The sequence below is a fragment of the Pseudonocardia sp. MH-G8 genome (assembly GCF_002262885.1).
Taxonomy (GTDB): Bacteria; Actinomycetota; Actinomycetes; order Mycobacteriales; family Pseudonocardiaceae; genus Pseudonocardia.
This window is the reverse complement of record NZ_NKYF01000007.1, coordinates 194,326-219,689: the sequence shown is the minus strand read 5'-3', so window position 1 is coordinate 219,689 and position 25,364 is coordinate 194,326. Positions and strand designations below refer to the sequence as shown.

Here is a 25,364-nt window from a genome sequence, read left to right as displayed (position 1 = left end):
GATCTGCGAGCGATCCTGAAGAACCCGCGGAGCGGCGTCCAGACCTCAGAGTTTGCGCCCGACCGCGCCGAAGCCGTGTACGGGTTGGGGCTGACCGACCTCGGTCAGGTTGGGCCGCCACAGCGACAGCGACACCAGACCCGGCTCCAGCAGCTCGAACCCGTGGAAGAACCGGGCGATCTCCGCGGGCGTGCGGGTCCGGATCGGCGTGGCGCCCTGCTCGTTCCAGCGGCGCATCGCCTCCTCGACCTCGTCTCCGCGCACCTCAGCGGTCGGGTGGGAGATCACGAGGTAGCTGCCGGTCGGCACGGCCGCGGTGAGCTGACCCACGATGTCGTAGGCCTCGTCACCGAGGATGTGGTTCAGCACACCGAGCATGCTGATCACGATCGGCCGGTCGAGGTCCAGGGTCTTCCGGGCAGCCGCGAGGATGGTGTCGGGTGCACGCAGGTCGGCGTGGACGTAGGCGGTACGCCCCTCCGGTGAGCTGGTCAGTAGCGCCCGGGCGTGCGTCATGATCAGCGGATCGTTGTCGACGTAGACGATCGCCGACTCCGGCGCCACGGCCTGCGCGACCTCGTGGGTGTTGTTCGCCGTGGGCAGTCCCGTGCCGATGTCCAGGAACTGCCGCACACCGTCGGCCTGGGCGGCCAGGTAGCCGATGGCGCGGTTCATGAACGCCCGGTCCTGACGTGCGGCTTCCGGGACGTCCGGCATCGCCGTCATCACCTCGTCGCCGACCGCCCGATCGACGGCATAGTTGTCCTTGCCGCCCAGCCAGTAGTTCCACACCCGCGCGGTGTGCGGGACGGTCGTGTCGATGTCGGTCTGCAGTCCGTGTTGCGAAACAGGTTCGGTCACCGGCGGTCACTCCTCACACCTGAACGAGTGAGACGCACACTACTGACCCAACCCATCCGCCCACTCGCCGGCGCGCCCTCAGCTCACCGTCGTCGGTACGGCGGCGCGCAACCCCGTCGCCGACCGGACGAGCGAGGCGACCGCCGGCGAGTGGCTGTTCGACGGCCAGGCCATCACCGTGGTGACGTCCGGCGCGTCGACGACCGGCACCGCAACGTGTTCGGGCCACTGCCAGGCGCGGCTCGAGGCGGGGATGACCAGCAGCGTCCGGCCGAGCGCCACGAGCTGCGCGAGCTGCGACTGGGTGTGCACCTCCGGGCCGGGCCCGTCCGGGTAGGACCCGTCGAGCTGGGGCCAACGGGCGATCGGCAGGTCCGGCACTTCCCGAACGTCCGCGAGCGTGAGCCGGTCAGCGGAGGCGAGGGGGTGTCCCGCGGGGAGGATCGCGACCTGCCCCTCGGTGTGGAGGTCCTCGGTGTCGAATCCGGCGAGGTCGTCGTACGGCCGGTGCATGAGGCCCACGTCGGCGCGCCCGTCGCGCAGCAGTCGCGCCTGCTCGCCGACCTCGCACAGGAGGACTTCGACCGGCGCCGCGCCGGGTTCGCCCGCCACCGCGTCGAGGAGCCGTTGCAGCAGCTCGTGGGACGCCCCGGCCTTCGTCACGAGCACCAGCGGCCGCTCCGGATCCCCGGCACGCCGCGTCCGGCGCGCAGCGGCCGCCACCGCGTCGAGGGCCGTTCCGGCCTCGCGGAGCAGCACCCGACCGGCGTCGGTGAGCACCACTCCACGACGGTCCCGGTCCAGGAGCCGGACGCCGATCCGCCGCTCCAGCTGCCGGATCGCACGCGAGAGCGGCGGCTGTGCCATCCCGAGCCGGAGGGCGGCGCGCCCGAAGTGCAGCTCCTCGGCGACGGCGACGAAGTACCGCAGCTCGCGGGTCTCGAGATCGTGCACGGGCCGAGCCTACGCTCCTGATACTCGGCGGGTATCACAGCGCACCGGATCGATCTTGGACAGCGAGCGGTGGCCCGCCGAGCATGGATGACGTGAAGGACACGAAGACCGCGCTGGTCACCGGCGCGAACAAGGGAATCGGCTTCGCCATCGCGCAGGGGCTCGGAGCGCTCGGCTTCACGGTCGCCGTGGGCGCCCGCGACGATGCCAGGCGCGACGAGGCCGTCGAGCGACTGCGCGCCGCGGGCGTCGACGCGTTCGGGGTCGCCCTCGACGTCACCTCCGACGACAGCGTCGCCACCGCAGCGAAGATCATCGAGCAGACGGCGGGACGGCTCGACGTGCTCGTCAACAACGCGGGCATCGGCGGCCGGACAGACGGTGGCGCGCAGGACCCGACGACGCTCGACCTCGACGTCGTCCGGACCGTCATCGAGACGAACGTGTTCGGGGTCGTGCGGGTGACGAACGCGATGCTCCCGCTGCTGCGCCGCGCGGACTCGCCGCGCATCGTCAACATGTCGAGCAACATGGGCTCGCTGACCCTGCAGACCGGCCCGCCCCTGGCCGCGTACGCGCCGTCGAAGTCGATGCTCAACAGCCTCACCGCCCAGTACGCCCGCCGGCTCGCGGACACGAACGTCATCGTGAACGCCGCCTGCCCCGGCTACGTCGCCACCGACTTCACCGGCCACAACGCGCAACGGACACCCGAGCAGGGCGCCGCGATCGCACTCCGGCTCGCCACCCTGTCCGACGACGGACCGCGCGGCGGCTTCTTCGACGACGAGGGTGTCGTCGCCTGGTGATCGAGCCGCTCAGCCCGCGGCCACGGAGAGGTGCGCCCGTTCACCCTGGGCGCCGAAGAGCATGAGCAGCTCGGCAGGTTGATCGGTGTCGGCATTGGTGATCCAGTGCGGTGTCCTGGTGTCGAACTCCGCCGCCTCCCCTGGGCCGAGCACCAGGTCCTGATCGCCGAGCACGAGCCGGACCCGGCCGTTGAGGACGTAGAACCACTCGTAGCCCTCGTGGGACTTCGGATCGGCCATGCGCTCGGTGCGCGCGGGCGGGTGGATCACCTTGTAGCCCTGGATCCCGCCGGCCCGCTTGGTCAACGGCACGAAGACCAGCCCGTAACGTCGCACCGGCTTCAGGTGGACGCGCGGGTCGCCGGTCTGCGGCGCCTCGACCAGGTCGTCCAGCGGCACCTTGTGCGCTCGGGCGAGCGGGAGCAGCTGCTCCAGGGTCGGACGGAGCCTCCCGGTCTCCAGCCGCGACAGCGTGCTCGACGTGAGCCCGGTCTCGTCGGCCAGGTCGGCCAAGGTGGCGCCGCGTGCGCGGCGCAGCGCCCGAAGGCGCGGTCCGACACCGGCGAGCACGTCCCTCGGAGTCTTGTCCACGCGATCCATCGTGCAGATCCGCAACGCTTCTTGCAAGTCGGCACACTGCGGGCCGAGGGTCGTTCCCATGCAGCTACCTCTCAGATGGGCATGCCGGGTCGCAGCGGCCGTCGCGGTCGCCGCCGTGACCGTCGGATGCGCCCCCGGCGCCGAGCCGCCGCGCGCACCGGTCACCGAGACCGTTCCCGCCGGCTTCGACTCCGCCACCCGCCACGACACCGAGTTCAACCGGCAGTTCCGCCACGAGTTCGCCGACGTCGACGGCGTGGGCATGCACTACGTCACGGGCGGCAGCGGTCCACCTCTCGTCCTGCTGCACGGGTGGCCGCAGTCCTGGTACGAGTGGCGCGGCATCATGCCGGCGCTCGCCCAGCGGTACACGGTGTACGCGGTGGACCTGCCGGGCCTCGGCGACAGCGAGGGGGCGCCGCCCAGCTACGACAAGGCGACCCTCGCCCGCTACGTGCACGGCCTGATCGGAGACGAGCTCGGCCTACGTGGCATCAACCTCGTCGCGCACGACCTCGGCGCAGGTGTCGGATTCCAGTACGCCGCGCAGTTCCCCGACGAGGTCGCCCGGTACGCCCACCTCGACTACCCGCTGCCGGGGCCCGCGCTGTCGGCCACCGAGTTCCGCACGTTCAGCTGGCACCTCGCCTTCCACGAGCAGGAACGGGTCCCGGAGGCCGTCGTCGCCGACGACGTGCGCGAGTACCTCGAACTCTTCTTCCCGCAGGTCGCCCACGGCGGGGCGAGTTTCGGCGGGACCAGGACCGATTCGCCGTTCACCGAGGCGCAGATCGACGAATTCGCGCGTACCTACAGCCGCCCACAGGTCCTGACCGGCGGGTTCGAGCTCTACCGCACGCTCGACGAGGACGAGCGCGACAACTCCGCTGCCGCACCGATCACCGTGCCGACGATGCTCATGACCGCCGAGGGCACGCTCGCGTCTGTACGGGCCCAGACCGAACCGCGGATGGCGAACATCGTGCGCGCTGTCGAGGTGCCCGGCGCGGGCCACTGGTTACCGGAGGAGAACCCGGATTTCGTTACCGCCGAGCTCCTGGCCTTCCTCGCCGGGTGAGCCTCGTGTCGAACTCCGCCGCCTACGCTCAGGATCGGGACCTGGTGTCCACCAGTGGCTGCGAACATTCCGTCGATCATCGCCCATTTGCCCGCCCGCGGGCCCCGTTCACAGTTGGAGTGCGCGGAAGGCGTCGGTCCAGGTGGTGTTGCGCCCGAGCAAGCCGTCGGCGTCGGGTTGCACGGTCAAGGGGCAGAACAGGCTGTTCAGCAACCACGGCATCGAGTCCGGTCCGAATTCCCGCGCGGCCGCCGCGCCCTGCACCGCCGCGTATGTCGCCACGGCGAGCCTGCCGGTACCGCGGAACGCTTCGACCTGCCGCCGGAGGTAGTCCCCGTTCCGGGCGAACCACGGGTTCGACCGGAGGAAGTCGTCCCACTGCTGTTGCGGGAACGGCCGGTCGACGGCGCTCCGGACGACCTCCCACACCCTCGCGCCCCGGGGGACCCCGTACCGGTCGGCGAACTGCGGGGCCACCCGGTCGCCGAGGTGCCGCTTCCAGAGGTGGACCAGCGAGAACTCCGTGACCATGAACTTCTGGTCGGTGCGCAGCCGGGGCAGGACGTAGTCCAGGAAGTGCCGACCGTCCTGCGGTGACCCGAGGTGCGGATGGACGTCTATCCCGTCGAGGCCGGGCGTGTCACGCGTGAAGGTCATCCACCGGTCCGCGGCGGCGGATCGACCGCCAGGTCGGTCGAGATGGTTCAGCGCACCCAGGTAGAGACGAGTGCGGCCGGCGGGGCCGAGCCGCGCGTCGCGGTCGGCGATGACGTGCCGGGCAAGCGCTTCGTAGAAGGTGTTCATGCGACCGCTGTCCCTGTCCTCCTCGCGGGTCTCGAGGAACGGCTCGTTGCCGACGACGAGGATGTCGATCTCTCCCAGCACCCGGGCCAGGAGCCCGTCCAGCCGCTGCACCTCGCGTTCGAATGCATCGCTGCCGGGAACCGGCACCGGCCTGCGGGCGTAGGGGTACTGCAGGGAGAGCACCGTGCGGCGGCCCTGATCGGCGGCCGCGAGGATCATCCGCAGCGACGACTGGTCGGCGAGAGCCCCGTCCGCGCCGGTCATGGGGAGGAACGCCCGGAGCCAGCTCGCCGAAACGGCGTCCATCTCGGCCAGGGTGAGTGAGCCCGGATCCCCGTTGACGTTCATCCCGAGTGCACCGTCCGCCGGTGGAGCACTGCCCCGCGGCCCCGGCCGGGGAACCGGAACCGTGCCCGTGCCACATCCCGCCAGCAGGCCCAGCCCGGCCCAGCCCAGCAGCCGGCGTCGGGAGGTCACGGGCGATCGCTCCGTCCCTGCGGGGCTCACTGCGCCCTCGCTCCCCCGGTCATATCGGAGAGCCCCTCCATCGATCAGGAAGCTGGTCGGCGTTCCGTCGTGCCGCCTTCGGCTGCCGATTCGCGGCGGAAGCGGCCCGGCGGCAGCCCGTACTCGCGGCGGAACGCATCCGAGAAGGCGAACTCGGTCGAGTAGCCGACCTCGCGTGCGATCGTGGCCAGCGGGGCCCCGGTCGCCCGCAGGAGCCGGGCGGCCAGGCCCAACCGCCAGCTGATCACGTAACTCATCGGCGACTGACCGACCACCGCGGTGAAGCGCCGAGTGAACGCGGTGCGGGACATGCCCACGGCCTCGCTCAACCCGCCGACCGTCCACCGCCGCCGCGGGTCTTCGTGGATCTTCCGCAGAGCGGCGGCGATCGTCGGATCGTCGATCGACGGCCACCCCTGCTCGCCGCCCTGCTCGTGCCACCGACGCAGCACGTGGACCAGGATCAGGTCCAGCAGCGCCGGCAAGGTCACGCCGGTGCCCATCACCGTGTCGGACACATTCGCACCGAGGAGGTCGACCAGAGTCCGCATCTCCGGATGGCGCTCGTAGTCCATCGACACCACGATGAGGTCGGGCAGCGCGCGCAGGTATTGCGGTACGCAGCCACGCTCCAGCACGTAGCAGCAGGTCAGGAACTCGAAGGCGACGGGCTCCGGTGTCGGCGGCAGCGGACCCATCACCACGGGCGGCAAGTCGTCGAGCGCCCGTGGGACGTGGCTGAGGCCGTGCTCACCACCGGACGAGCTGAGCACGACGTCACCCGGCTCCAGCGCGACCGGCTCCTCGCCCTCCTTGATCAGCCAACAGGTGCCGCGCACGACGACGTGGAACCCGGCGCCCGAGATGGCGGGGAGCCGTAGCCCCTCGGAGCTCGACTGCCTGATCAGCCGGCCGTTGGCGCTGCCGACCCTGACCGTACGAATGACCTCGCTCACCAGGTCCACGAAGTCAGGCTTCCACACAGCCGCGCGGGCTCCGGTGCACGGGCTCGTATGAACCGGCGCAGCCCGCGCATGGTCCTGCGCCCGTGATCGCTGCTTGGGTCGAGGTCGTGATCATGGTCCCGCTCAGCCCGAGGGAGAATCGTGTCAACTGACCTGGACGTCGCCCACACCGCGGATACCGCTGACCCGTGGGAGCGTGCGCGGGGTGCTCGTGCGCTCCTCGCCGCGAACGCGGCGGCCACGCAGGAGCGGGGCAGACCGACGCCGGAGAGCCTCGCCGCGGCGCGCGAGGTCGGTGCCTTCGCCGTGACCACTCCGGCCCGTTTCGGCGGTCTCGACGCCGACAACCGCACGATGGTGCGGGTCTTCGCCGAACTGGGCGCCGGGTGTCCGTCGACGTCGTGGCTCGCGGCCGTGTCGGCGACCGCCAAGTCGATGTTCACCGACTGGATGACCGCCGACGCGCAGAAGGCCTTCTACGCCGACCCGCACGTGTCGATCTGCGGCACCGCCAGACCGTCCGGACACGCCCGGACGGTGCCCGGCGGGACCCGGGTCACCGGACGTTGGCCCTACGCCTCGGGTTGCCTGGACGCTCCATGGGCGATGCTGGGAGCACCCGAACTCGACGGCGACATGCCGACCGGCCTCCCCCGCTACGTACTGCTGCCCACCGACGAGTTGACGGTCGAGCGCAGCTGGGACGGGGTGGCCGGGTTGCAGGGCACCGGCAGCCACACCCTCGTGGCCGACGACGTGTTCGTGCCGGACACCTTCCTGATGGCCCCGCCCCAGGGACCCGACGGCGCACCGGTCCCCCCTTCTGATGCGCGCCGGATGCAGGTTGCGCTGCACACCGTCTCCCCCTTGCTCGGCGCGGCGAAGGGGGCGCTCGACGTGACCGGGCCGCTGATGACGACCGAGCGTCCGGTGTTCGGCACCGCCTACCGGCGCCGGGCCGAGTCACCGTCGGCACGGCACTTCTTCGCCGAGGCCTCCCATCTCGTCCACACCGCCGAGCAACGCACCGTGGGCGTCGCCGACCTGCTGGACGCCGCCGAGCGCGGCCACACCCTCTCGCCCACCGAACTCGCCCACGCGCGGATGCATCTCATCGCCGCGATGCAGGACTGCCGCCTCGCGGTGGACAAGCTCCTCGACCTGCACGGTTCCAGCGCGTTCGCCGCCGGGAACCCGCTGGGCCGGTTCTGGCGCGACCTCAGCGTCGGCACCCGCCACGCCGCGATCAGCGCCTGGGTGGCCGCCGACGACCACGGCCGCGTCCTTACCGAGGACCGCGATGACACCACGACGAAGGACGAGCGAGATGTGACATGATCGACCCCATGTAGAGCGAGCGCTCGTTTTATAGTGGTGACCGAACGTGCGCCCCCACTCCACAGGAGACCGATCACGGTGTGTCCGATGGGCTCCAGCCGCCGCGACCTGCTCTCCGGGCTCGTGGCAGTCCTCGCCGTCCCCGGCGTCGTGACTTCCTGTCGGGCACCCGACGTGGATCAACAGACCTCGGAGGGGCGGACCTCGGTGCAGAACGACAAGGAGACGATGACGATGCCCCGGCCCGACCCGATCGAGCGCCTCCGGGACGCGATCAACTCGCACGACCCGCAGCGGGTCGCCGACTGCTTCACAGCGGACTACCGATCCGAAACGCCGCACCGCCCCACCGAGGGGTTCACCGGTTCCGACCGCGTCCTCGCGAACTGGACCGCGATCTTCGCCCGCCTCCCCGACCTGCGAGCCGACGTGTTGCGCCGCGCCGCCGCCGGCCCGGAACTCTGGTCGGAGTGGGAGATGGTGGGCAGCGGACCGGACGGCGCTCCCGCGCTGATGCGCGGACCCGTCATCATGACCACCCGCGAGGGACGGATCGATTGGACGCGCTTCTACCTGAGCCCGGTGCCGCCCCCGACGGGAGGCTGACCCGCCCCGGGCGCGCCGTGCCGGACCCGCAGGCGCCGCCTGGATGGCTGCGATCACGGCTAGCGCCCGTGCGGAGTGGAGTCTCGATCGGACCGGGCCACCGAACTGTCCCATCGCGCCTCTGACCACCCGACTCATCTGCGCTGCTCGGTACTGAACGGACCTGGCACAGCGGGCGCCGACCGAGGGCGAGACTATGCTCGGTGTCATGGCAGGCACCCGGAGGGCGACGATCGGCCGGCCGCGGGAGTTCGACGTGGACGAGGCGCTCGAGCGCGCGATGCGGGTGTTCTGGGCGCAGGGATATGAAGGGGCCAGCCTCACCGACCTGACCGCGGCGATGGGCATCACCCGCACGAGCATGTACGCGGCCTTCGGCAACAAGGAGGACCTGTTCCGCAAGGCCGTGCAGCGCTACTCCGCCGGACCGGCCGCCTACGCGACACGCGCACTGGAGGAACCGACCGCCCGGGCGGTGGCCACGGCGTTCCTGCACGGCGCGGTCGAGACCACCACCCACCCCGAGCAGCCGTCCGGATGCCTCGGCGTGCAGGGAGCCCTGGCCGCGGCGCCCGCAGACCGAGCCGTCCAGGATTTCCTGTCCGACTGGCGCAACGACGCCTGCTCCCGCCTCGAGGACAGGTTCCAGCGAGCCCGGGACGAGGGGGACCTGCCAGCGACGTCCGACCCGGGGCTGCTCGCCCGGTTCCTCATGACCGTGTCGGGCGGGATCGCCGTCCAGGCCGCGAGTAGCGCCGGCCGCGAGGAGCTGCACCGGGTCGCCGACGCCGCGCTACAGGCTTGGCCGCCCGCCTGACGAGACCCGGCAGCAGGGCGAAACCGGCCACGAACGCCGAGGCACCACCCACCGTTGCCGAAAACGGGGATCGACGGGCTCCGCGCTGGACCGCATCGTGGCGACCCCGAGCCCGATCTCCCGACCTGCTCGCAGACTTCATCGACGATTACACGTCTCATGCCCCCACGTCATACAATCTTGCTCATGGCGCAAACGACCGACGACATGGACAGTCTCGTGCGCAACCGCCTCCGCGCCCTGCGCGTGGCCCAGGGCTGGTCGTTGGAGGAGTTGGCGGCACGGGCGAACATCAGCCAGTCCTCCCTGAGCCGGATCGAGAACGGCCAGCGCAGACTGGCCCTGGACCAGCTCGTCATCCTGGCCAAGGCGCTGGACACCTCACTGGACCAACTGGTGGAGGCCGGCACCGACAACGTCGTGTCCAACCCGACGACCTCCGGCTCCCACGAGGTGCGGCGCTGGTCGATCAAGGCCGAACCCGGCATGACCGTTGTGCGCCGGCGCATCACCGACCCACCCCCGGAGAGCCCGGCCCGGCTGCGCGCACACCCGGGCCGCGAATGGTTCGTCGTCCTCTCCGGCGCCGCGGTCCTGCTCCTGGGCTCCAGCCGCATCCGCGTGGAGACCAACCAGGCCGCCGAGTTCCCCACGATGCTGCCGCACGCGATCGGCGCCGAGGGTGGGCCCTGCGAGATCCTGGGCCTGTTCGACCGCGAAGCCCGCCGAGGACACCGGGACGACCTGACCGCCGACCCACCACCCCGGTGACCGCGGGCAGCAGCGGTCACCGGCTGCCGGGCGTCACGGTGCAGCACCGTCGTCGGTGATGGTGTCGTCGGTGATGGTGATGTCGAGCGCAGCGAGCAAGAGCTCGCCCACTGCATCCTGTTGTTCGGGACCGATCACGCAGCCGGTCAGAGCGAGCGCATTGCGGATGTCGGAAAGGTCGGAGCCGTGCAGCCGGGCCCGACCGAGCTTCGCCTCGTAGAGGATCGCCTCGCTCAGGTCGCACCGCAGGACGGCGCCCTGGGCCAGCGTGAGATTCGTGAGGTCCGCAGCGCGCATCCGGGAGTCCTCGACCAGCAAGCGGTACGCCCGCGCCGTACGCAGATTGATCAGGTCTGCTGAGCACTCCGCGAGGTGGACGTCGACGAGGTGCGCGCGGTCCAGCACGGTCCCGCGCAGGCGGCACTCCTCGAACACCACGCGTTCGAGTTCTGCACCTTCGAGTACTGCGCCCGACAGATCGCACCGGACGAAGCGGGTGTCGCGGCAACGGAACCCGCGGAGATCGCGGCCGGCGAGATCGACCCCGGTCAGCCGGCTTTCCTGGATCTTCCAGTCCGTCACGTGCGACTCGACGGCGGTCTGATCGTCCGCCGCGACACAATCCCACACCGCGCCCTGCGTCACGGTGGCCGGCGCGGGGTCGTACCCCTCCGGCTCCAGGGGTGGGTCCGGCCGGTTCCTTCGACGCGTGGTGCGGCGTGCCATGAACCCGATCGTGCAGCATCCGAGAGCTGCGCGTCGGGACCCGGCTGTCGCAGACGATCCGAGCCGCCGATCCGCCCGCCATGCACGCCGCACCGCCGCACCGCCGACGCGGTGCTGGTCACCGGCATCGACGACGAGCCCGACAGCTCGGGCCACCGACCACCGCGCTCGCCGACGCCGTGCTCGCGCCGCGGTCGACGTCCTGACTCCCACTCGTATCACGACGACATGGACGACATGGACGACGACCAGGAGGTCATCACGGACGAGGCCGACCGGCGGGGCAATTGCTCCGGGTCAATCCATTTCGGCGGGATGAACTCCGGTAACCCGTCGCGGATCCGGACCACCCACCCGGAATCGTGGATCAAGCGGTGGTGGACCTTGCACAAACTCACCAGGTTGCCCAGTTCGGTGGGGCCGCCGTGCTCCCACTCCCAGATGTGGTGAATTTCGCACCAAGAAGGTGTCCGGTCGCAGCCCGGGTGCGCGCATCCACGGTCGCGGGCGGTGACTGCCCTGCGCAACCCGTCGGGGATCACCCGGGTGGAACGCCCCACGTCGAGGGGTTGCCCGGCGCCGTTCATGACGATCGGCACGACGGCGGCGTCACAGGCCAGCATCCGCACCGAGGCGGGGCTCATGCGGCCGCCGAAGTCGAGCACGGCTGACCGGGCGCGGGTTTCGAGGTCCTCGAGCCGGATCAGCACGTTCAGGTGCGGCCGTCGCCCACCGGCATCGGGGAGGGTGGCGTGATCGGCATGAGCGAGGACGAACCCACACGCATCCGCGAGGGCTTCGGCCTGACGCTGCCCCGTCGATCGCTGATCATCCCGGCCGAGAGGCTTCGCCTTGGCATCGATCACAGTGGCGATCGCATCGAACATCGCCGCGTCGTCGAACTGCCCGCTGATCGTCCCGCCCGACCCGTCGCGACGCTTACGCACCTGCAGCCGGTTGACCGGCTCCGGCGGATTGTCATCAGGCTCGGGACCGTCGCCGTCCAGGGCTTCCAGGAGCTGGGTGCCGATCTTGCGCAGCTGCCCGGGCGAGTACTCGCCGGCCATACCGGCCAGCTGCTCTTCCAACCCCGCCCGCTGCCAGTCGGTGATCCGCCCAGCCTCCGCAGTGTTGAGAAGGGCGGCGATGACTTCGACGTGACGCAGCCCGGCCTGTCCGGCGGCGAACGCCTTCCCGGTGGCGGGGAGGCGGGCGGGCAGCACGGTGCCGTCGAGCCCGATCTGCTCACACGCCTGCTCCGCGGCCACCACCCGGCGGCGGGCTTCGTAGGAGTCGCAGCCGAGAAGGTCGGTGAGGGCGCTTTCGGGTTTGCGGTAGCCGCGTTCGGTGAAGGTGCCGCGCCGTTGCAGGGCGGCGGTGGTGGAGACGGTGAGGTAATCCAGTTGCCGTGACACGCCTTCGGTCACCGACAACACCGAGAGTAGTTCACCGTCGGAGGCCAGAGCGGATTCCGCAGCCGTCCGCAAATCCTCGATCGCCTCGTGGAGGCGTTCGTATGCGGTGGAGACTGCGGGCATGCCTCCAGTTTAGTCGAACATGTGTTCGAAGACATGGTCTGTTCGGGTGGCCATCGACCCAGGAGATCGCCGAACGAGCCGGCATCTCACAGCCCTACCTCTACCGCCTCTTCACCAACAAGCAGGCACTGTTCGCCAGCGTTATCCACCACGTCTCCGAGCTGATCGCGACCACCCTGGCCGCCCAGGTCGCCCACGCGGCGCAACCACCGCGCTCCCCCGCAGAAGCCCTGCACGTGGCGCGCACGGCCTATACCGGCCTGATCGAGGACCGGGACATCCTGATGTTCCTCATGCAGGCCAACTGCGCCGCCGACGAGCCGCTCGTCGGCGACGCCGCGCGATCGTGCTACGCGCGGCAGACCGAGCTCGTCCGCGAGCTCCTGGGCAACGACGAGGAGGCCGTCTGCCAGTGGTTCGGTGCCGGCATGCTGGCCAACGTCGTCACCGCACTCGGCCTCCCCGACATCGACGAACCCTGGGCCCGCACCCTCAGCGGCCGCTGAGCGACACTGTCCTCGTGTGCCATCCCCGAGCGTGCTCGCTGTGGCCCGCCGTCGCCGCGCACACGGCGTTCGGCCTGATCGGCGCAGGTGGCGAGCAGATGCGAGGTGGACGATGACGAAACCCACGACCAGTGGCTGGACCGAGATGCGCCAGTTCGGCCATGACCTCCGGGAGTTCCTCGCCCGGAACGAGCTCGTGCTCGATCACGCCTTCGAGAACACGACCGTCGCGGTAGCTTCCCCAGGTCCGGGCTCACCGACCGCCACCTGGCGGCTCGACGGCATCGTTCGAGGCGCATACCGCGTGAAGCGGATCGGCGGGCCCGATCCGCCCCGCCACATGGCCCTCGTCGCCGATCTCGCCCTGAGCGTCGATGCCGGCGACGGCGCCCGCGCAAAGGTGACCAGCGGCGCCGCGGGTCTGCGTCTCGACGTCGACCGTCCCCAGGTCTTCCTGGACGCGTTGCCCCCGTGGCCGGATACGGCGGAGGTCCTGCGGGCGATGGCCGACGCCGATCTGCGTGTCGAGGCACACGGACCTCGCGGTCGCCTGGCGGTGCTCGACCCGACGTCACGCTCCAGCATCATGGGCATCCTGACCGGCGAGCCCGCATTGCGGCTGACGCCGGCTGCCGTACTGGCGTGCATGCGGCGCCCGGGCCGCCGGATGGGGGTGGCCGCCGCGGTGAGCGCGGCTGCGGTGGCGGTGGCGGTGGCCGTTGCGTGCATCCGTCGCTCGCGCTGAGCAAGACGCCCGTAGCCCTACGCGATCGTAGGAGCGCAGACGATACGCCTCGGCTCCCGAGCCGGCGTCGCGGAAGATGACGTACGCGTACTCCGGGTGGCGATCAACGGTGATCCACGACCTGGCCGCCCACGGCGTCGGGTAACAGCCACACCACGTGGTCGGTCAGCAACCTCCACCCCCTACGGGAGGCAGATCGATCGTCTCCGCGACCGCCGCTGCAGCGCGGATGGTGGCGCTCTCGTGGGACGTGCACCAGACCAGGCACAGGTCCACCGGTGGAAGGTCGTCGAGCGGGACGTAGGTCAGATCGTCGCGATTCACCAGCTCGGACAGCGAGCGCACCGTGGGATGCACGGAGGAGCCCTTCGCGACGTGCGCGACGTACTCGGCCATCGTGCTGATCGAGCTCTCCACCCGCACCCGCGGGATCGGTGTTCCTTCGACGTTCGTCGGCGGCAGAATGACATCGAGGACCTGGGCCGGTGCGAAGTTGATCATCAGTACCCAGCGGTCGACCTCCAGCGTCGAGATCGTTCGGCGTCCGGCCAGCGGGTGGTCGACCGCCATCACGGCCACGCGTTCCTGCCGGTCGATCGACGGCCCCTCGGTGAGGTCGCCGCCCGGGGCCCCGGTCCGCCACATCAGGAGGACGTCGATCTCACCGGTCCGCAAGCCGTCGTAAGGCCGCGCAAAGCTGACTTCCCGATGGATCACGGAAATATCGGGATGCCGGCGCCCGAAAGCCCGGACGAAGTCGGCAAGTGCACTGCCGGCTGTCGTCGGGGTGAAGCCGATCCGGATCTCGCCGGCGAGCCGCCGGCCGGCGTCGCTCACGGATCGACCGGCGGCGAGCAACTGCTCGTAGGCAGCGCCGACCTCGTCGCGGAAACGCATGCCCAGCGGTGTCAGCCGAACCCGACGGCTGGTCCGGTCGAACAGCATGCCGCCGAGCTCGCGTTCCAGCGCGGCCAGCCGCTGTGATACCCGCGGCTGGGAGATGCGGAGCCGGCTCGCCGTGCGGCCGAAGTGCAACTCCTCACTGAGCACCAGCGCGATGCGTATCTGCTCAAGCTCCATGACCGGCCCTGATTGATTCGCCCGACGAATCGATTGTTGCGAAGTCGCCCGTTGATCGGATCGAAGCGGCAGCGAACCATCGGCGCATGGCCGACCCACGCTCCCACCGACCGGCCCGCCGGGCTCCGGAGCCGCATTCGACGAGCGTCCGGCTGTCCGAACCGGCCGGCAGGTGGGTACTGGGCGTGACCGCCCTCGGCTCCGGGTTGGTGCTGCTGGAGACGACCGTGGTGAACGTGGCCCTACCCGCGCTGGAGCGCGACCTGGCCTCGTCCCTGGCCGAGTTGCAATGGACGGTCAATGCGTTCACCTTGGTCCTGTCCGCACTGATCCTCTTGGGCGGCGGGCTCGGCGACCGCTTCGGGCGGCGTCGGGTCTACCTGGTCGGCGTGGTGTGGTTCGCGGCCGCGTCGCTGCTGTGCGGTCTCGCGCCCAGCGCGGCCTGGCTGATCGCGGGGCGGGTGTTGCAAGGCATCGGCGGAGCGCTGATCGTCCCGGGTTCCCTGGCCCTGATCCAGGCCTCGTTCCATACCGACGATCGGGCCCGTGCCGTGGGCTGGTGGTCGGGGCTGAGCGGGACTGCCGGCGCTGCCGGCCCGCTGGTCGGTGGCGCGCTGGTGGACGCGGCGGGCTGGCAGTGGGTGTTCCTGATCAACGTGCCGATCGCCGTCGTCATCGCAGCACTGCTGGCCCGTCACGTGCCCGAAAGCCGGGACGAGCGCCCCGCTCACCGGTTCGACGTGGCGGGCGCGCTACTGGCGGCGGTGGGGCTCGGTGGCATGACCTATGCACTGATCCAGCCCTCCAGTAGCGGCGGTGTCGCCGCAGCGGTGGGACTGCTCGCCTTCGCCGGCTTCGTCCGGGTCGAGCGCCGAAGCCAGGCCCCGATGCTCCCGCTGGGGCTGTTCACGTCACGGCAGTTCAGCGCCGCCAATCTCGCGAGCTTCTTCCTGTACGGCGCGTTGGCCGGGTTCATCTTCTTCCTGCCGATCCAGTTGCAGCTCACCGTCGGCTACTCCCCACTGGCGACCGGGCTCGCCCTTCTCCCGCTGACCGTGCTCACGTTGGCCCTCTCGGCGCGGGCCGGTGCGCTCACCGCTCGCATCGGTCCGCGCGTGCCTCTGGCGGCCGGCTCGCTGTGTTGTGCCGTGGCACTGCTGCTCGCCACTCGGGTCGGCATGCAATCGTCCTATCCGACGGACGTGCTCCCCGTCGTCGCCCTCACCGGCATCGGCATCCCGCTGATCACCCCGCCCATCACCACCACGGTGCTCAGCGCCGTTCCCGACACGCGCGCGGGCATCGCCAGCGCGGTCAACAACGGGGTGGCCCGAGCCGCCGGTCTGGTCGTGGTCGCCGCGCTGCCGCTGTTCGCCGGGTTGCCGCAGGACGCCGCCGACAACCCGGCCGCCCTCGACCGGGGCTTCGACCTGGCCATGCTGATCTGCGCCGGCATGTTCCTGCTCGGCGGTCTCGTGGCGTGGCTCGGAGTCCCGGGACGGTCAAGCCGCGGAACGGTACCTCAGGATGACGATTCCGTTCTTGAGCGACAGCGTCTCGGTGAGCGCGAACCGACCGGTTGAACCTGCGCGGTTCAGGAGATCGTCCGACGAGCGGGCTCCGATGAAGAACGGGTGCACCCACAGATGCAGCTCGTCGAGCAGGCCGGCGTCCATCAGCGCGTGCGCGAGGGGCCCGAAGCCGTACTGCACGATATCGGCACCCGGCTGCGTCTTCAGCTCGGCGATTGCCGCAACAGGATCGCTGTCGACGATGACCGTGTTCTGCCACTCCGGATCCTTCAGGGTCGATGAAACGACATACTTGGGCATCGCATTCATCCGATCGGCGAACGGATCACCGGCGAGCGACATCCACACCGGTGCGAACACGTGGTACGTGCGTCGACCCATCAGTACCGCATCGCAGGCCTTCAGCAATTCGGCTTGCACGGCGTTGCCGTCCTCGCTGAACCCGCCGGTCGATGGCCAGTCCTGCGGGCTCTCGATGACGCCATCGAGGGTGACGTAAGTGGAGTTCACGATCCGACGCATGAGACTCTTCCCTTGTTCGATCACCTTGGTGCGCGGGAGAACGTACCCGTCACCGAGGGGCGGAGTCTTGTACCGAACCGCAGGTCACAACGCGAGGAACACCTCGCCCCGCGCCAACTCGCCCGGGGTGTAACCGATCATGCGACGCAACGAACGGGTCAAGTGCGGCTGGTCGTGGTAGCCCGCGGCAATGACGACGTCGCCGATCGCCGCGCCGGCGCGCAGCAGCCCGGCGGCCGCGCGGGCTCGCTCGATCGTCAGCAGGGTGCGGCGGGGGAGCCCTGCAGCGCGCACGAAGCGGCTCTGCGCTGTGCGCGCGGGAACCTTGCGGGAGGCGCTGCCGTGCCACATCTCGTGGACGAGTGGATCCACGACCAGCAGGCCGGCGCGTCGAAGGCGGTCGAGGAACACGTCGAGGTTCTGTGGCGTCGGCATCTCCCACGCCTGCCCATCGAGCAGGATCCGGCCGCCTTCCAGAACCGGGAGCACAGCATCGCGCAGGTTCGACAACCTGCCCGGCGGGAACGCCGGCAGGTAGGTGCCGACCCGGAAGTCCACACCGAAGTACTCGGAGTCGCGAGGGCACGACAGCTCGGTGGCCTTTCCCGCCGGGCCCCGCAGGTGCACCACCGTGGTGCCACCGATACGTGCGAACCCGATGCCCGACCGGATGGAGGCCAGCGAGCTGAATGCGGTCGCGCGGTCGCACTCCGCCATCCACACCCGCTCGATCGGGCCGCCGGAGCCGCTGACGACCCTGCTGCTCAGACCCGTCCCGCGCGACGTGGCGGCTGCCGATCGTCGCGCTGCGCCCGAACCACTACTGGTCATGTCGCCGGGTCGACCGCCGGCGCGCTCACCGCAGCAGCGAAGGCCGAGGCTCGCGGGGGCCTGCTCGCGATCATCGGAGCTTCTCCTCGAATCGACCTGTCTCAGTGGGGTTCGATCAGGACGAACCTCCGTCGATGTGCGACGGACCGGCCCCGAGCATTCCAGCGAGGTGGCGAGCGCTTGCCGGCCAACTCCACACACTGATTGACATTGACGTTCCCGTCAAGAACCATCCCTTCCGGCAACGACGCCATCGCGTATGTCACCGGGAGGACATCGCATGCACGCTTCCGCCTCCGGGCCGGCCGCCGTCGACACTCCCGAGCGACGCCGGGCCCACCGAAAGCTGCTGGCAGCGGGGCTGTTCGGCAGTTCGATCGAGTGGTACGACTTCTTCGTCTACGGCACTGCGGCGGCGCTCGTGTTCCCCGTCGTGTTCTTCCCGGACGCGACGCCGTTCACCGCAACCCTGCTCGCCTTCAGCACCTTTGCGGTCGGCTTCATCGCTCGCCCGCTCGGCGGCATCCTCGCCGGCCATTACGGCGACAAGATCGGACGCAAGCCGATGGTCGTCGTCTGCCTGCTCCTGATGGGCGTCGCCACCTTCGCGATCGGCTGTCTGCCCTCCGCCGGGACCATCGGCGTCGCCGCGCCGATCCTGCTGGTGACACTGCGATTCCTGCAGGGGCTCGCGTGCGGTGGCCAGTGGGGCGGCATCGTCCTGTTGCTCACCGAGTCGGCCGGGCCGAAGCGGCGCGGGTTCGCCGGCACGTTCGGGCAGATGGGGGTGCCCCTCGGCCTGTTGCTGGGCAACCTGATGATGATCCTCGCGAGCCTGACGATGTCCGACCGGGCCTTCGAGAGCTGGGGCTGGCGCGTGCCGTTCTGGTTCTCGATCGTCCTGTTCCCGCTCGTCGTCTACATCCACAACAAGGTTGAGGACTCCCCCGAGTTCAGGAACCTGCAGACCGAGGTGCAGGAGAAGCGCGGAGGCCCGGCCACCGTCGCCCAGGCCCCGCTGAGCGAGGCCGTTCGCAAGCACTGGGGCCGGATCCTGTTGGGCGCAGGCCTACTGGCGGCCACGAACTCCGCGTTCTACGTCGGAATCGCCGGCTTCGTCAGCTACGGCACGCTGGATCGAACGGCCGGCGGGCTGGGGATGAGCCAGGACGTGATCCTCGCCAGCATCATGGCGACCTCGATCCTCATGCCACTGGTCATCCTGTGGGCGGGGCGGATGTCCGACCGGTTGGGCCGGCGGCCGCTGATCCTCGTCGGCGCGGGACTGCTGATGGCGTGGGCGTTCCCGTTCTTCTGGTTGGCCGAGACGACGAGCGGTCCGCTGTTGTTCGTGGCGATGCTGATCAGCAGCACGGGCCAGGCGCTCACCTACGGTCCGCTGGCCGCGTTCATGGGCGAGCTGTTCGAGGCCCGCGTCCGGTACTCGGGGGCATCGCTGGCCTACCAGCTCGCGGCGGTGGGGGTCAGCGGCTTCACCCCGCTGATCATGACGGCGATCATCGCGCAGACGCGGTCGACCGTCGGGGTCGCGCTCTTCCTGATCGTCATGGCTGCGATCACGCTGGCGAGTGCGTTCTTCCTCGAGGAGACCAACCCGGCAGCGGTGCGCAACGATCCGGCTGCCGTGCCCGGCCGCGCCACGTCGGTGCCGTGACGGCTCCCCCGTCGAGGTACCCGCCGGACACGGTCGCGACCTCCTGGGGCACGAGTCAGCGCGCGCGTTGGAGGAAGTCGCGGGCGCCCCGCAGTTCAGTGCGCAACGTGCGTTGCGTTCGAGTGCTGTCCAAGCGGACGTCAAGCGCCCCCGGGGAACGGGTGTCGGCGTGGCGGCCGACGGCCAGCGTGGACGCGTCCGATCCATCACGGCCGGCGATCAGGACCCCGAGTTCGTGGCGGCTGACCGCATCCGGCCCCGCGAGGTGGCACACACCTGCATGGTCGGAGGTAGTCAGCTCGAGAATGGCTCGGGCGAGGTCGGCGACATGAACAGGACACCGGACGACATCGGTGAACAGCACGCCGTTTTCTCGCCCGCTCACCAGATCGTGGGTCAATACCTCGTGCACGGAGTCACCCCTACCGATGATCAGTGAGGTACGAGCGATGACGGCAGTCGGGGCAAACTGACGGATGGCCGTCTCGGCCGCGGCCTTCGCAGCCCCGTACGGAGTGACCGGATCCGGCATGGCGGATTCGTCGTAGCGAACGTCCGCGCCCGAGAAGACGGCGTCACTGGACACGTGTACCAGCCGGGATCCGTGCTGGGTGGCGGCCATCGCCAGGTCGATTGCGCCGTCGGCCGTAGTCGCCCAGTCGGCCTTGCGGTAGGCCGCGTTGATGACGACGTCCGGCTGGGCCTCCCCGAGCGTAGATGTGATCTCCTCGCTGCGGCGTAGGTCCATGGGCAGCCAGCGGATCCCCGGGATGTCGACGGGACGGGTCGCGAAGGTCGCCGTGACGCCGTGCCCGATTGCCGAAGCCTTCTGAGCCAGCTCCCGGCCGAGGAAGCCACTGCCACCTACGAGGAGGATGTTCATGATCCGCCACCCCTGGCCGGCGTGCTACGCCGCGTCGACGAGGTCGGTGACGAACATGTGCCCGGGCGCGTGCGTCACCGCGATCTCCGGCCGCACGCGGCGGAGCACAGCTTGAGGGGTCACCCCGCACGCCCAGAAGACCGGGACCTCGGCGGGTCCGACCTCGATCGCGTCGCCCCAGTCGGGCGCGGTCAAGTCGGTGATGCCGATCGCCGCGGGATCACCGACGTGCAGCGGCGCGCCGTGCGCGAGCGGAAGGCGGGCCGTCACCTCGACGGCGCGGTCGAGCTGGTCGACGCGGACGGGGCGCATGGACACGACGACCGGACCGTGGAACCGGCCCGCGGGGACGCACTCCAGCGAGGTGACGAACATCGGCACGCCCTGCCCGAGCTCCAGGTGCCGCAACCGGACCCCCGCCCGCAACAGCTGGTTCTCGGCCGAGAAGCTGCATCCGAGCAGGAAGGCGACGAAATCGTCCCGCCACACCTCCTCCAAGGACTCGACCTCGGCGTCGAGGACACCGTGGCGCAGCACGTGGTAGCGCGGGAGGTCCGTGCGTAGGTCCGCGCCGGGAGCGACCCGCAGTCCGGCGGGCGCCCCGAGAGCCGTGCGCTCCAGCAGCGGGAGTGGCTGTGGGTTCGCCGCGCACAGCGCTGCGAACTCGTCGGCCATGTCCTGCGGCAGTACCACGAGATTGGCCTGCACGTGTCCTAGGCACGCCCCTGTGGTGACGTCCCGCCAGGCGCCCGAGCGGATTCGTCCGCGTACCTCCCGCGGTTCCAGGTTCGCTGCGGTCACGGCGACCTCACCTCCTCGGGCTCGGCGTCGGTGCCGAAGAACCTGCGGTGCACCTCCGGGTCCGGGACCGGACTCGTGAGCAGGGAAACGACCAGCATGGCCACGAGTGAGATGCCGAAGCCGTAGAAGATCGGGTGGCCCGGCGCCTCCACGCCCCCGTACTCGGCCATGGCCAGCGTCAGGAAGTAGCCGAGGAAGCCCCCCACGCTGCTGCTCGCCGCTCCCCACGCGGTTGCCCGCCGCCAGAGCAACGATCCGTACAACGGAACGAGCAGGGCGGAGGACAGCGTTCCCAGCCAGATGTTCAGCAGCGTCACGATGAACTCGCCGCCGCTGACCACGAAGTAGATGGCGCCGGTCATGCACAACGCACCGAGGACCGCCGTCACCGTGCGCGCGAGCACCAGCCGCGTCCGCTCGGTCATCTCCGGTCGCATCCGGACCAGGATGTCCTCGGTGGTGTAGACACCGGCGAGATGCAGCGCGGAGTCCACCGTCGACTGCACCGCACACACGATGCCCACCAGGAGCAGGGAGCCGAGCACCCCGCCCTGGGAGAGCCCGAAGTACACGATCGCCGAGTCACCCAGCTGGTCAGCGGGCAGCAGCCGGGGCAGGGCAATGCCGATGAACATGATCGCGAGGTAGACGACCGTGGCCAGCAGGGCGCCGATCCCGATCATCTGGCGGGCGGTGAACGCGTCCCGGGCCGCGAAGAACCGATGCAGGTAGTAGGGCTGGGCCGCCACTCCGCCCCAGGCGATCAGGAGGAAGGCGAGGATGTCGGTGGTCGAGGTGATCGATCCCTGGAACAGGTTCGTCTGCTCGACCTCGATCCGGAACAGGTCGCCGCCGACGTTCGCGAGCAGGACGGCGAAGGCGGACAGCACGCCGAGGAGTATCAGTGCCCCTTGCAGGAAGTCGGTGCGGATGACCGCGACCAGGCCGCCCATGACGGTGTAGATGGTCAGGACGACCGCGAGGAGCACCAGCGCGGCGACCTGCGGGATGCCGACCACCACGTGCAGGACGATGCTGCCGGCCACGAGCTGGGTCATGACGCTGAACACGAACGCGACGACGATGACGGCAGCGGAGAACGCCCGCAGCCGCGGGCTCTTGTGCCGGGCCTCGAACAACGAGGGCACCGTCCGGAGTCCGAGACGGCGCATCCGTGCCGCGGCCAGCGTCAGGGTGACCCAGCCGAGCGCGAATCCCCAGAAGTAGGTGGGGAAGATCGCCGCGCCGTTCAGCGTGGTGTAGCCGACGAAACCGACCACCGTGGCCGAGGAGATGTACGTGGCGAAGAAGCTGCCGACCGACAACGGCAGGTTCACGTTGCGCTCGGCGACGACGTAGCCGTTGTAGGTCTCGCGTCGGAAGCCCCAGACCCCGACTCCCAGGACGATGACGAGATAGCCGATGAAGACCGCCAGGTATCCGTGGTTCATCGCGCCGGCGTCTCTCGCGCGCCCTCCGACCGGCGTTGTCTGCGGTTCATCGTCGTCGCGATGACCAGCGGAGTCAGGCCGATGAGGACGAACAGGATCAGCGCCCACCAGAACTGGTTCACGAGCCCCTCATTCCCATGCCGCAGGTAGTTGGTCCACCCGATACGCGAGCCGGCTGCTGCGCCCGTGGGGGTCGGTCAGCTCGACCCGCCATGCGTCGGCGAACTGGTCGACACCGGGCGCCATCGGCACGGTCCCCCCGAGCAGCACGGTGCCGGGACGCAGGAGCGACCCCGCCCCCAGCCGCTCGAGCCAATCGGAGGGCGCCAGCAACTGCGCGGGGCTGCCGTCCTGGATGAGCGACTCCGTGGACCCGTGGGTGACCCACGCGCGCAGGGTGAACCGGTCGATCTCGTCGACGACGTCAGCCAGGTACCACGCCTGGTCCCCCAGGATGTCGGGCGAGGTCTGCTTGCTCCACCCGATCCCGTGGACCTCCAGATCGCGGTCCGTGTGGTCGCAGGCGGCAGTGATCATCACGTCGTCCGGGCCGTCCCCGACCACGAGCGCCCACTCGGCCTCACCGGAGGTGCGGGCGTGGCCGACCTGGATCTCGTCCCCCTGCGCGACCAGGTGCCGGGGCAGCGGGTACAAAGTGGGGATCCGCGCCGGCGCGGGCACGCCCAGCGCTGCCAGCTCGTCGACGTGGTGTTGGACCTGCGCCGTGTCGCGGCCGGTGAACCCGGCGTTCAGCACGTACTGCACGCCCACCTCGCGCCGCGAGCCGTCGGGCATCATGAATCGCACGGGATGAACTGTCATCATCAGCTCCGGATCTCGCGCCCGCGGTTCGGCGCGGTCTCGCGCGCTGTCAGGACCACGACCAGCGTGATCGTGGCGGCGGCCATGACGTAGAAGGCGGGCGAGGTGGTGTTCCCGGTCCGGCTGACCAGCCAGGTGACGAGGAACGGCGCCGTTCCCCCGAAGGCCGAGACGGACAGGTTGTAGCCGAGGGAGAAGCCGCCGTAGCGCACCCTCGTCACGAACATCTCGTTCATGGCCGCCAGGGTCGGGCCGAGGAAGATCGCCAGGATCACGCCGAGGCCGAGGTGCGCCGTCACGGCCAGCACCGGGCTGTCCTGCCCCATCAGGACGAACAGCGGGTAGGACAACGCGAGCGCGAGGACGCATGACCCGCCCAACACGGGTCTGCGTCCGAGCCGGTCCGACAGCGCACCGAGCGCGGGGATCAGCAGGCAGATCACCGCCATGCTGGCCACGGAGGAGACCGAGGCGACCAGGGCGGTGTAGCCGAGGGTCTCGGTCTGGTAGCTCGGGACGAACGTCAGGATGATGTAGAGCGCCGCGTTCTGGAACAGGGCGTAGCCGGCCGTGCGCAGGATCGCGGACCAGTGGTCGCGGATGCCCTCCAGCAACGGGTTCCTCGCCACGTTGCCCGCGCTGCGCAGGGCGGCGAACTCGGGGGTCTCCTCCAGGCGCGTCCTGATGTAGAGACCGACGATGCCCAGCGGCGCGGCCAGCAGGAACGGGACGCGCCAGCCCCACGACGCGACCTGCTCGGGGGTGAGCACGAGGTTGAGCAGCAGGACGACCAGCGAGCCGAGAAGGAACCCGAGGATGCACCCCATCTCCACCCAGGCCACCAGGTAACCGCGCCGACGCGGTGGCGAGTACTCCGCGACGAAGGCCGACGCGCCGCCCATCTCGCCCCCGGCGGAGAAGCCCTGCAGCAGCCGCAGGAGGACGAGCAGGGCGGGAGCGGCCACGCCGATGGACGCGTACCCGGGCAGGAGCCCGATCCCCAGCGTCGCCGCCGAGACCAGGATGATCACCCAGGCCAGCGTCCGCTGCCGGCCGATGCGGTCGCCGAGCGCTCCGAAGAAGATCCCGCCGAGCGGCCGCACCACGAAGGCCGCGCCGAAGACCGCGAACGAGCTCAGCAGGGACACCGCGGGGTCCTCGCTCGGGAAGAACACTCCGCCGAGCACGGCCGCGAGGTACGCGTAGACCGCGACGTCGAACCACTCGACGACGCTGCCGACCGTCGCGCCGATGGTCGCGCGGCGCAAGGTCGCGGGCGGGACGTCGCCGACGGCGAGCGACGACGTCCGGCTGGAGTTTCCGACCATGGGTCCTCCTGTGGCGGGAGCCACAGCGGACCCTAGGGATCATCTGACGATCTGGCAACGGCTAGCCGGCGCGGGACCGCCGCCGCCGCGAGGGTTGGGGCCGGTAGCTCGCCAGCACCTCGCGCTCGGCGTCGGCGAGGTAGCTGTCGAGCAGGGATGCGGCCAGCTCGAGATCCCCGGATCCGACGGCGTCGGCGATGCCGGTGTGCCGCTGCAGGAAGCGGGCGTGGAAGGCCTGCGTGTCGTGCATGAACGCGTAAGCGAGCCGGAACTCGGCGAGCACCTCGCTGATCAGGTCGTCGAGCCGCCGGCTGCCGGCCAGCGCGACGAGCGCCTTGTGGAAGCGGATGCTGGCCGCCGCCACGTGCCCCCATCGCTGCTCGGCGGCAGCGCCCTGGCCGTCCTCGATCGCGATGTGCAACGCGCGTAGGCCCGTCGGCCGGATGACCTCGATGCGTTGCAGCGCCGCGCATTCGACGATCCGGCGCACCCGGTAGAGATCGGAGATGTCGGCCATGCTCAGCTGCCGGACGAAGACGCCCCGGCCCAGCTGGTGGACGAGCAGCCGCTCGTGGATCAGCATCTGGAGCGCCTCCCGCAGGGTGCTCCTGGAGACCCCGAGCGCCTCCTGCACCCGCTCCTGGGACAGCTTCGCCCCGGGCAGCAGCTCGCCGTCGATGATGCGTGCGCGCACCGTGTCGGCCACCCGGCTCGCGGTGCTGTCCTGGGGGCCGCTGTCGACCACGATGGGGCTCCCTCCCGGTCGCGTCGGCGCGAGCGCCGCTGTCCTGGCCGCAAGATTAGCGCCACGCCC

Annotated in this window: 27 protein-coding genes; 10 read left to right on the top strand and 17 right to left on the bottom strand. The window is 70.2% G+C overall.

Annotated elements, in window-relative coordinates; translation table 11 throughout:
- Nucleotides 1-45: 45 nt before the first annotated feature.
- Both CFP66_RS19030 and CFP66_RS19025 read right to left on the bottom strand, forming a co-directional pair.
- Nucleotides 46-861, bottom strand: coding sequence for an SAM-dependent methyltransferase (locus tag CFP66_RS19030; protein ID WP_198961544.1), 816 nt, complete (start codon nt 859-861; stop codon nt 46-48).
- 78 nt (nt 862-939) lie between these two features.
- Complete coding sequence (locus tag CFP66_RS19025; RefSeq protein ID WP_094926036.1) at nt 940-1,815, bottom strand: LysR family transcriptional regulator; 876 nt, start codon at nt 1,813-1,815, stop codon at nt 940-942.
- Between the two features lie 83 nt (nt 1,816-1,898).
- Between CFP66_RS19025 and CFP66_RS19020 the strand changes: the two genes are divergently transcribed.
- Entirely contained in the window at nt 1,899-2,624 is a 726-nt protein-coding gene (locus tag CFP66_RS19020) for an SDR family oxidoreductase (protein ID WP_094926033.1), read from the top strand.
- Between the two features lie 9 nt (nt 2,625-2,633).
- On the opposite strand, the gene CFP66_RS19015 is transcribed toward CFP66_RS19020, so the two are convergent.
- Nucleotides 2,634-3,224 (bottom strand): helix-turn-helix domain-containing protein, encoded by a 591-nt coding sequence (locus CFP66_RS19015; protein ID WP_094926030.1) that lies wholly within the window; start codon nt 3,222-3,224, stop codon nt 2,634-2,636.
- Between the two features lie 58 nt (nt 3,225-3,282).
- Between CFP66_RS19015 and CFP66_RS19010 the strand changes: the two genes are divergently transcribed.
- On the top strand, nt 3,283-4,302 hold the full coding sequence (locus CFP66_RS19010) for an alpha/beta fold hydrolase (RefSeq protein ID WP_094926027.1): 1,020 nt from the start codon (nt 3,283-3,285) through the stop codon (nt 4,300-4,302).
- Nucleotides 4,303-4,410: 108 nt separating this feature from the next.
- On the opposite strand, the gene CFP66_RS19005 is transcribed toward CFP66_RS19010, so the two are convergent.
- Together CFP66_RS19005 and CFP66_RS19000 are read right to left on the bottom strand one after the other, a co-directional pair.
- The gene (locus CFP66_RS19005) at nt 4,411-5,583 is read right to left on the bottom strand and encodes a hypothetical protein (RefSeq protein ID WP_198961543.1); all 1,173 of its coding nucleotides are present in this window, start codon (nt 5,581-5,583) and stop codon (nt 4,411-4,413) included.
- 74 nt (nt 5,584-5,657) lie between these two features.
- Nucleotides 5,658-6,578: an AraC family transcriptional regulator gene (locus tag CFP66_RS19000; protein WP_094926278.1), complete on the bottom strand. Its 921-nt coding sequence runs from the start codon at nt 6,576-6,578 to the stop codon at nt 5,658-5,660.
- A 141-nt stretch (nt 6,579-6,719) separates the two neighbouring features.
- Here CFP66_RS19000 and CFP66_RS18995 point away from each other — a divergent pair, with 141 nt between their 5' ends.
- From CFP66_RS18995 to CFP66_RS18980, 4 genes are all read left to right on the top strand, one after another.
- Entirely contained in the window at nt 6,720-7,916 is a 1,197-nt protein-coding gene (locus tag CFP66_RS18995) for an acyl-CoA dehydrogenase family protein (protein ID WP_094926024.1), read from the top strand.
- Between the two features lie 87 nt (nt 7,917-8,003).
- On the top strand, nt 8,004-8,522 hold the full coding sequence (locus tag CFP66_RS18990) for a nuclear transport factor 2 family protein (protein ID WP_198961542.1): 519 nt from the start codon (nt 8,004-8,006) through the stop codon (nt 8,520-8,522).
- 208 nt (nt 8,523-8,730) lie between these two features.
- A complete protein-coding gene (locus CFP66_RS18985) occupies nt 8,731-9,339 on the top strand; it encodes a TetR/AcrR family transcriptional regulator (protein ID WP_094926274.1) in 609 nt (202 codons plus the stop codon).
- Nucleotides 9,340-9,525: 186 nt separating this feature from the next.
- Entirely contained in the window at nt 9,526-10,110 is a 585-nt protein-coding gene (locus CFP66_RS18980) for a helix-turn-helix transcriptional regulator (RefSeq protein WP_198961541.1), read from the top strand.
- A gap of 33 nt (nt 10,111-10,143) precedes the next feature.
- Here the strand turns inward: CFP66_RS18980 and CFP66_RS18975 are convergent, their stop codons facing one another.
- Nucleotides 10,144-10,836: a pentapeptide repeat-containing protein gene (locus CFP66_RS18975; protein WP_094926020.1), complete on the bottom strand. Its 693-nt coding sequence runs from the start codon at nt 10,834-10,836 to the stop codon at nt 10,144-10,146.
- Nucleotides 10,837-11,054: 218 nt separating this feature from the next.
- Complete coding sequence (locus CFP66_RS18970; protein WP_094926018.1) at nt 11,055-12,374, bottom strand: HNH endonuclease signature motif containing protein; 1,320 nt, start codon at nt 12,372-12,374, stop codon at nt 11,055-11,057.
- Between CFP66_RS18970 and CFP66_RS18965 the strand changes: the two genes are divergently transcribed.
- The gene (locus CFP66_RS18965; protein ID WP_094926273.1) at nt 12,353-12,880 is read left to right on the top strand and encodes a TetR/AcrR family transcriptional regulator; all 528 of its coding nucleotides are present in this window, start codon (nt 12,353-12,355) and stop codon (nt 12,878-12,880) included. The two genes, CFP66_RS18970 and CFP66_RS18965, sit on opposite strands and share 22 nt — an antisense overlap.
- A 112-nt stretch (nt 12,881-12,992) precedes the next feature.
- The gene (locus CFP66_RS18960; RefSeq protein ID WP_143517301.1) at nt 12,993-13,625 is read left to right on the top strand and encodes a hypothetical protein; all 633 of its coding nucleotides are present in this window, start codon (nt 12,993-12,995) and stop codon (nt 13,623-13,625) included.
- A gap of 165 nt (nt 13,626-13,790) precedes the next feature.
- Here CFP66_RS18960 and CFP66_RS18955 read toward each other — a convergent pair whose 3' ends face one another.
- Nucleotides 13,791-14,804 carry a LysR family transcriptional regulator gene (locus CFP66_RS18955; RefSeq protein WP_143517300.1) on the bottom strand — a complete coding sequence of 338 codons (1,014 nt, stop codon included), beginning with the start codon at nt 14,802-14,804 and terminating at the stop codon, nt 13,791-13,793.
- Here CFP66_RS18955 and CFP66_RS18950 point away from each other — a divergent pair.
- A complete protein-coding gene (locus CFP66_RS18950) occupies nt 14,792-16,288 on the top strand; it encodes an MFS transporter (RefSeq protein ID WP_094926010.1) in 1,497 nt (498 codons plus the stop codon). The two genes, CFP66_RS18955 and CFP66_RS18950, sit on opposite strands and share 13 nt — an antisense overlap.
- On the opposite strand, the gene CFP66_RS18945 is transcribed toward CFP66_RS18950, so the two are convergent.
- Nucleotides 16,208-16,759 (bottom strand): dihydrofolate reductase family protein, encoded by a 552-nt coding sequence (locus CFP66_RS18945; protein WP_094926008.1) that lies wholly within the window; start codon nt 16,757-16,759, stop codon nt 16,208-16,210. The two genes, CFP66_RS18950 and CFP66_RS18945, sit on opposite strands and share 81 nt — an antisense overlap.
- Nucleotides 16,760-16,843: 84 nt before the next feature.
- Complete coding sequence (locus tag CFP66_RS18940) at nt 16,844-17,476, bottom strand: helix-turn-helix domain-containing protein (protein WP_158228148.1); 633 nt, start codon at nt 17,474-17,476, stop codon at nt 16,844-16,846.
- Between the two features lie 394 nt (nt 17,477-17,870).
- On the opposite strand from CFP66_RS18940, the gene CFP66_RS18935 reads away from it, so the two are divergent.
- The gene (locus CFP66_RS18935; protein WP_094926004.1) at nt 17,871-19,265 is read left to right on the top strand and encodes an MFS transporter; all 1,395 of its coding nucleotides are present in this window, start codon (nt 17,871-17,873) and stop codon (nt 19,263-19,265) included.
- Nucleotides 19,266-19,320: 55 nt separating this feature from the next.
- On the opposite strand, the gene CFP66_RS18930 is transcribed toward CFP66_RS18935, so the two are convergent.
- The 7 genes from CFP66_RS18930 to CFP66_RS18905 all read right to left on the bottom strand — a co-directional run bounded on the left by CFP66_RS18930 (nt 19,321) and on the right by CFP66_RS18905 (nt 25,295).
- Nucleotides 19,321-20,148: a sugar nucleotide-binding protein gene (locus CFP66_RS18930; protein ID WP_094926002.1), complete on the bottom strand. Its 828-nt coding sequence runs from the start codon at nt 20,146-20,148 to the stop codon at nt 19,321-19,323.
- 24 nt (nt 20,149-20,172) lie between these two features.
- Nucleotides 20,173-20,934: a putative hydro-lyase gene (locus tag CFP66_RS18925; RefSeq protein ID WP_369805103.1), complete on the bottom strand. Its 762-nt coding sequence runs from the start codon at nt 20,932-20,934 to the stop codon at nt 20,173-20,175.
- Nucleotides 20,935-20,945: 11 nt separating this feature from the next.
- The gene (locus CFP66_RS18920; protein ID WP_094925998.1) at nt 20,946-22,400 is read right to left on the bottom strand and encodes a sodium:solute symporter; all 1,455 of its coding nucleotides are present in this window, start codon (nt 22,398-22,400) and stop codon (nt 20,946-20,948) included.
- Nucleotides 22,397-22,522, bottom strand: coding sequence for a hypothetical protein (locus CFP66_RS49970; protein ID WP_255413879.1), 126 nt, complete (start codon nt 22,520-22,522; stop codon nt 22,397-22,399). Before CFP66_RS49970 ends, CFP66_RS18920 begins: the two co-directional genes overlap by 4 nt.
- Nucleotides 22,523-22,529: 7 nt before the next feature.
- Nucleotides 22,530-23,198 carry a DUF2848 domain-containing protein gene (locus CFP66_RS18915; protein ID WP_233159554.1) on the bottom strand — a complete coding sequence of 223 codons (669 nt, stop codon included), beginning with the start codon at nt 23,196-23,198 and terminating at the stop codon, nt 22,530-22,532.
- 26 nt (nt 23,199-23,224) lie between these two features.
- Entirely contained in the window at nt 23,225-24,550 is a 1,326-nt protein-coding gene (locus CFP66_RS18910) for an MFS transporter (RefSeq protein WP_094925994.1), read from the bottom strand.
- A 61-nt stretch (nt 24,551-24,611) separates the two neighbouring features.
- Nucleotides 24,612-25,295: a GntR family transcriptional regulator gene (locus CFP66_RS18905; RefSeq protein ID WP_233159539.1), complete on the bottom strand. Its 684-nt coding sequence runs from the start codon at nt 25,293-25,295 to the stop codon at nt 24,612-24,614.
- Nucleotides 25,296-25,364: the final 69 nt, after the last annotated feature.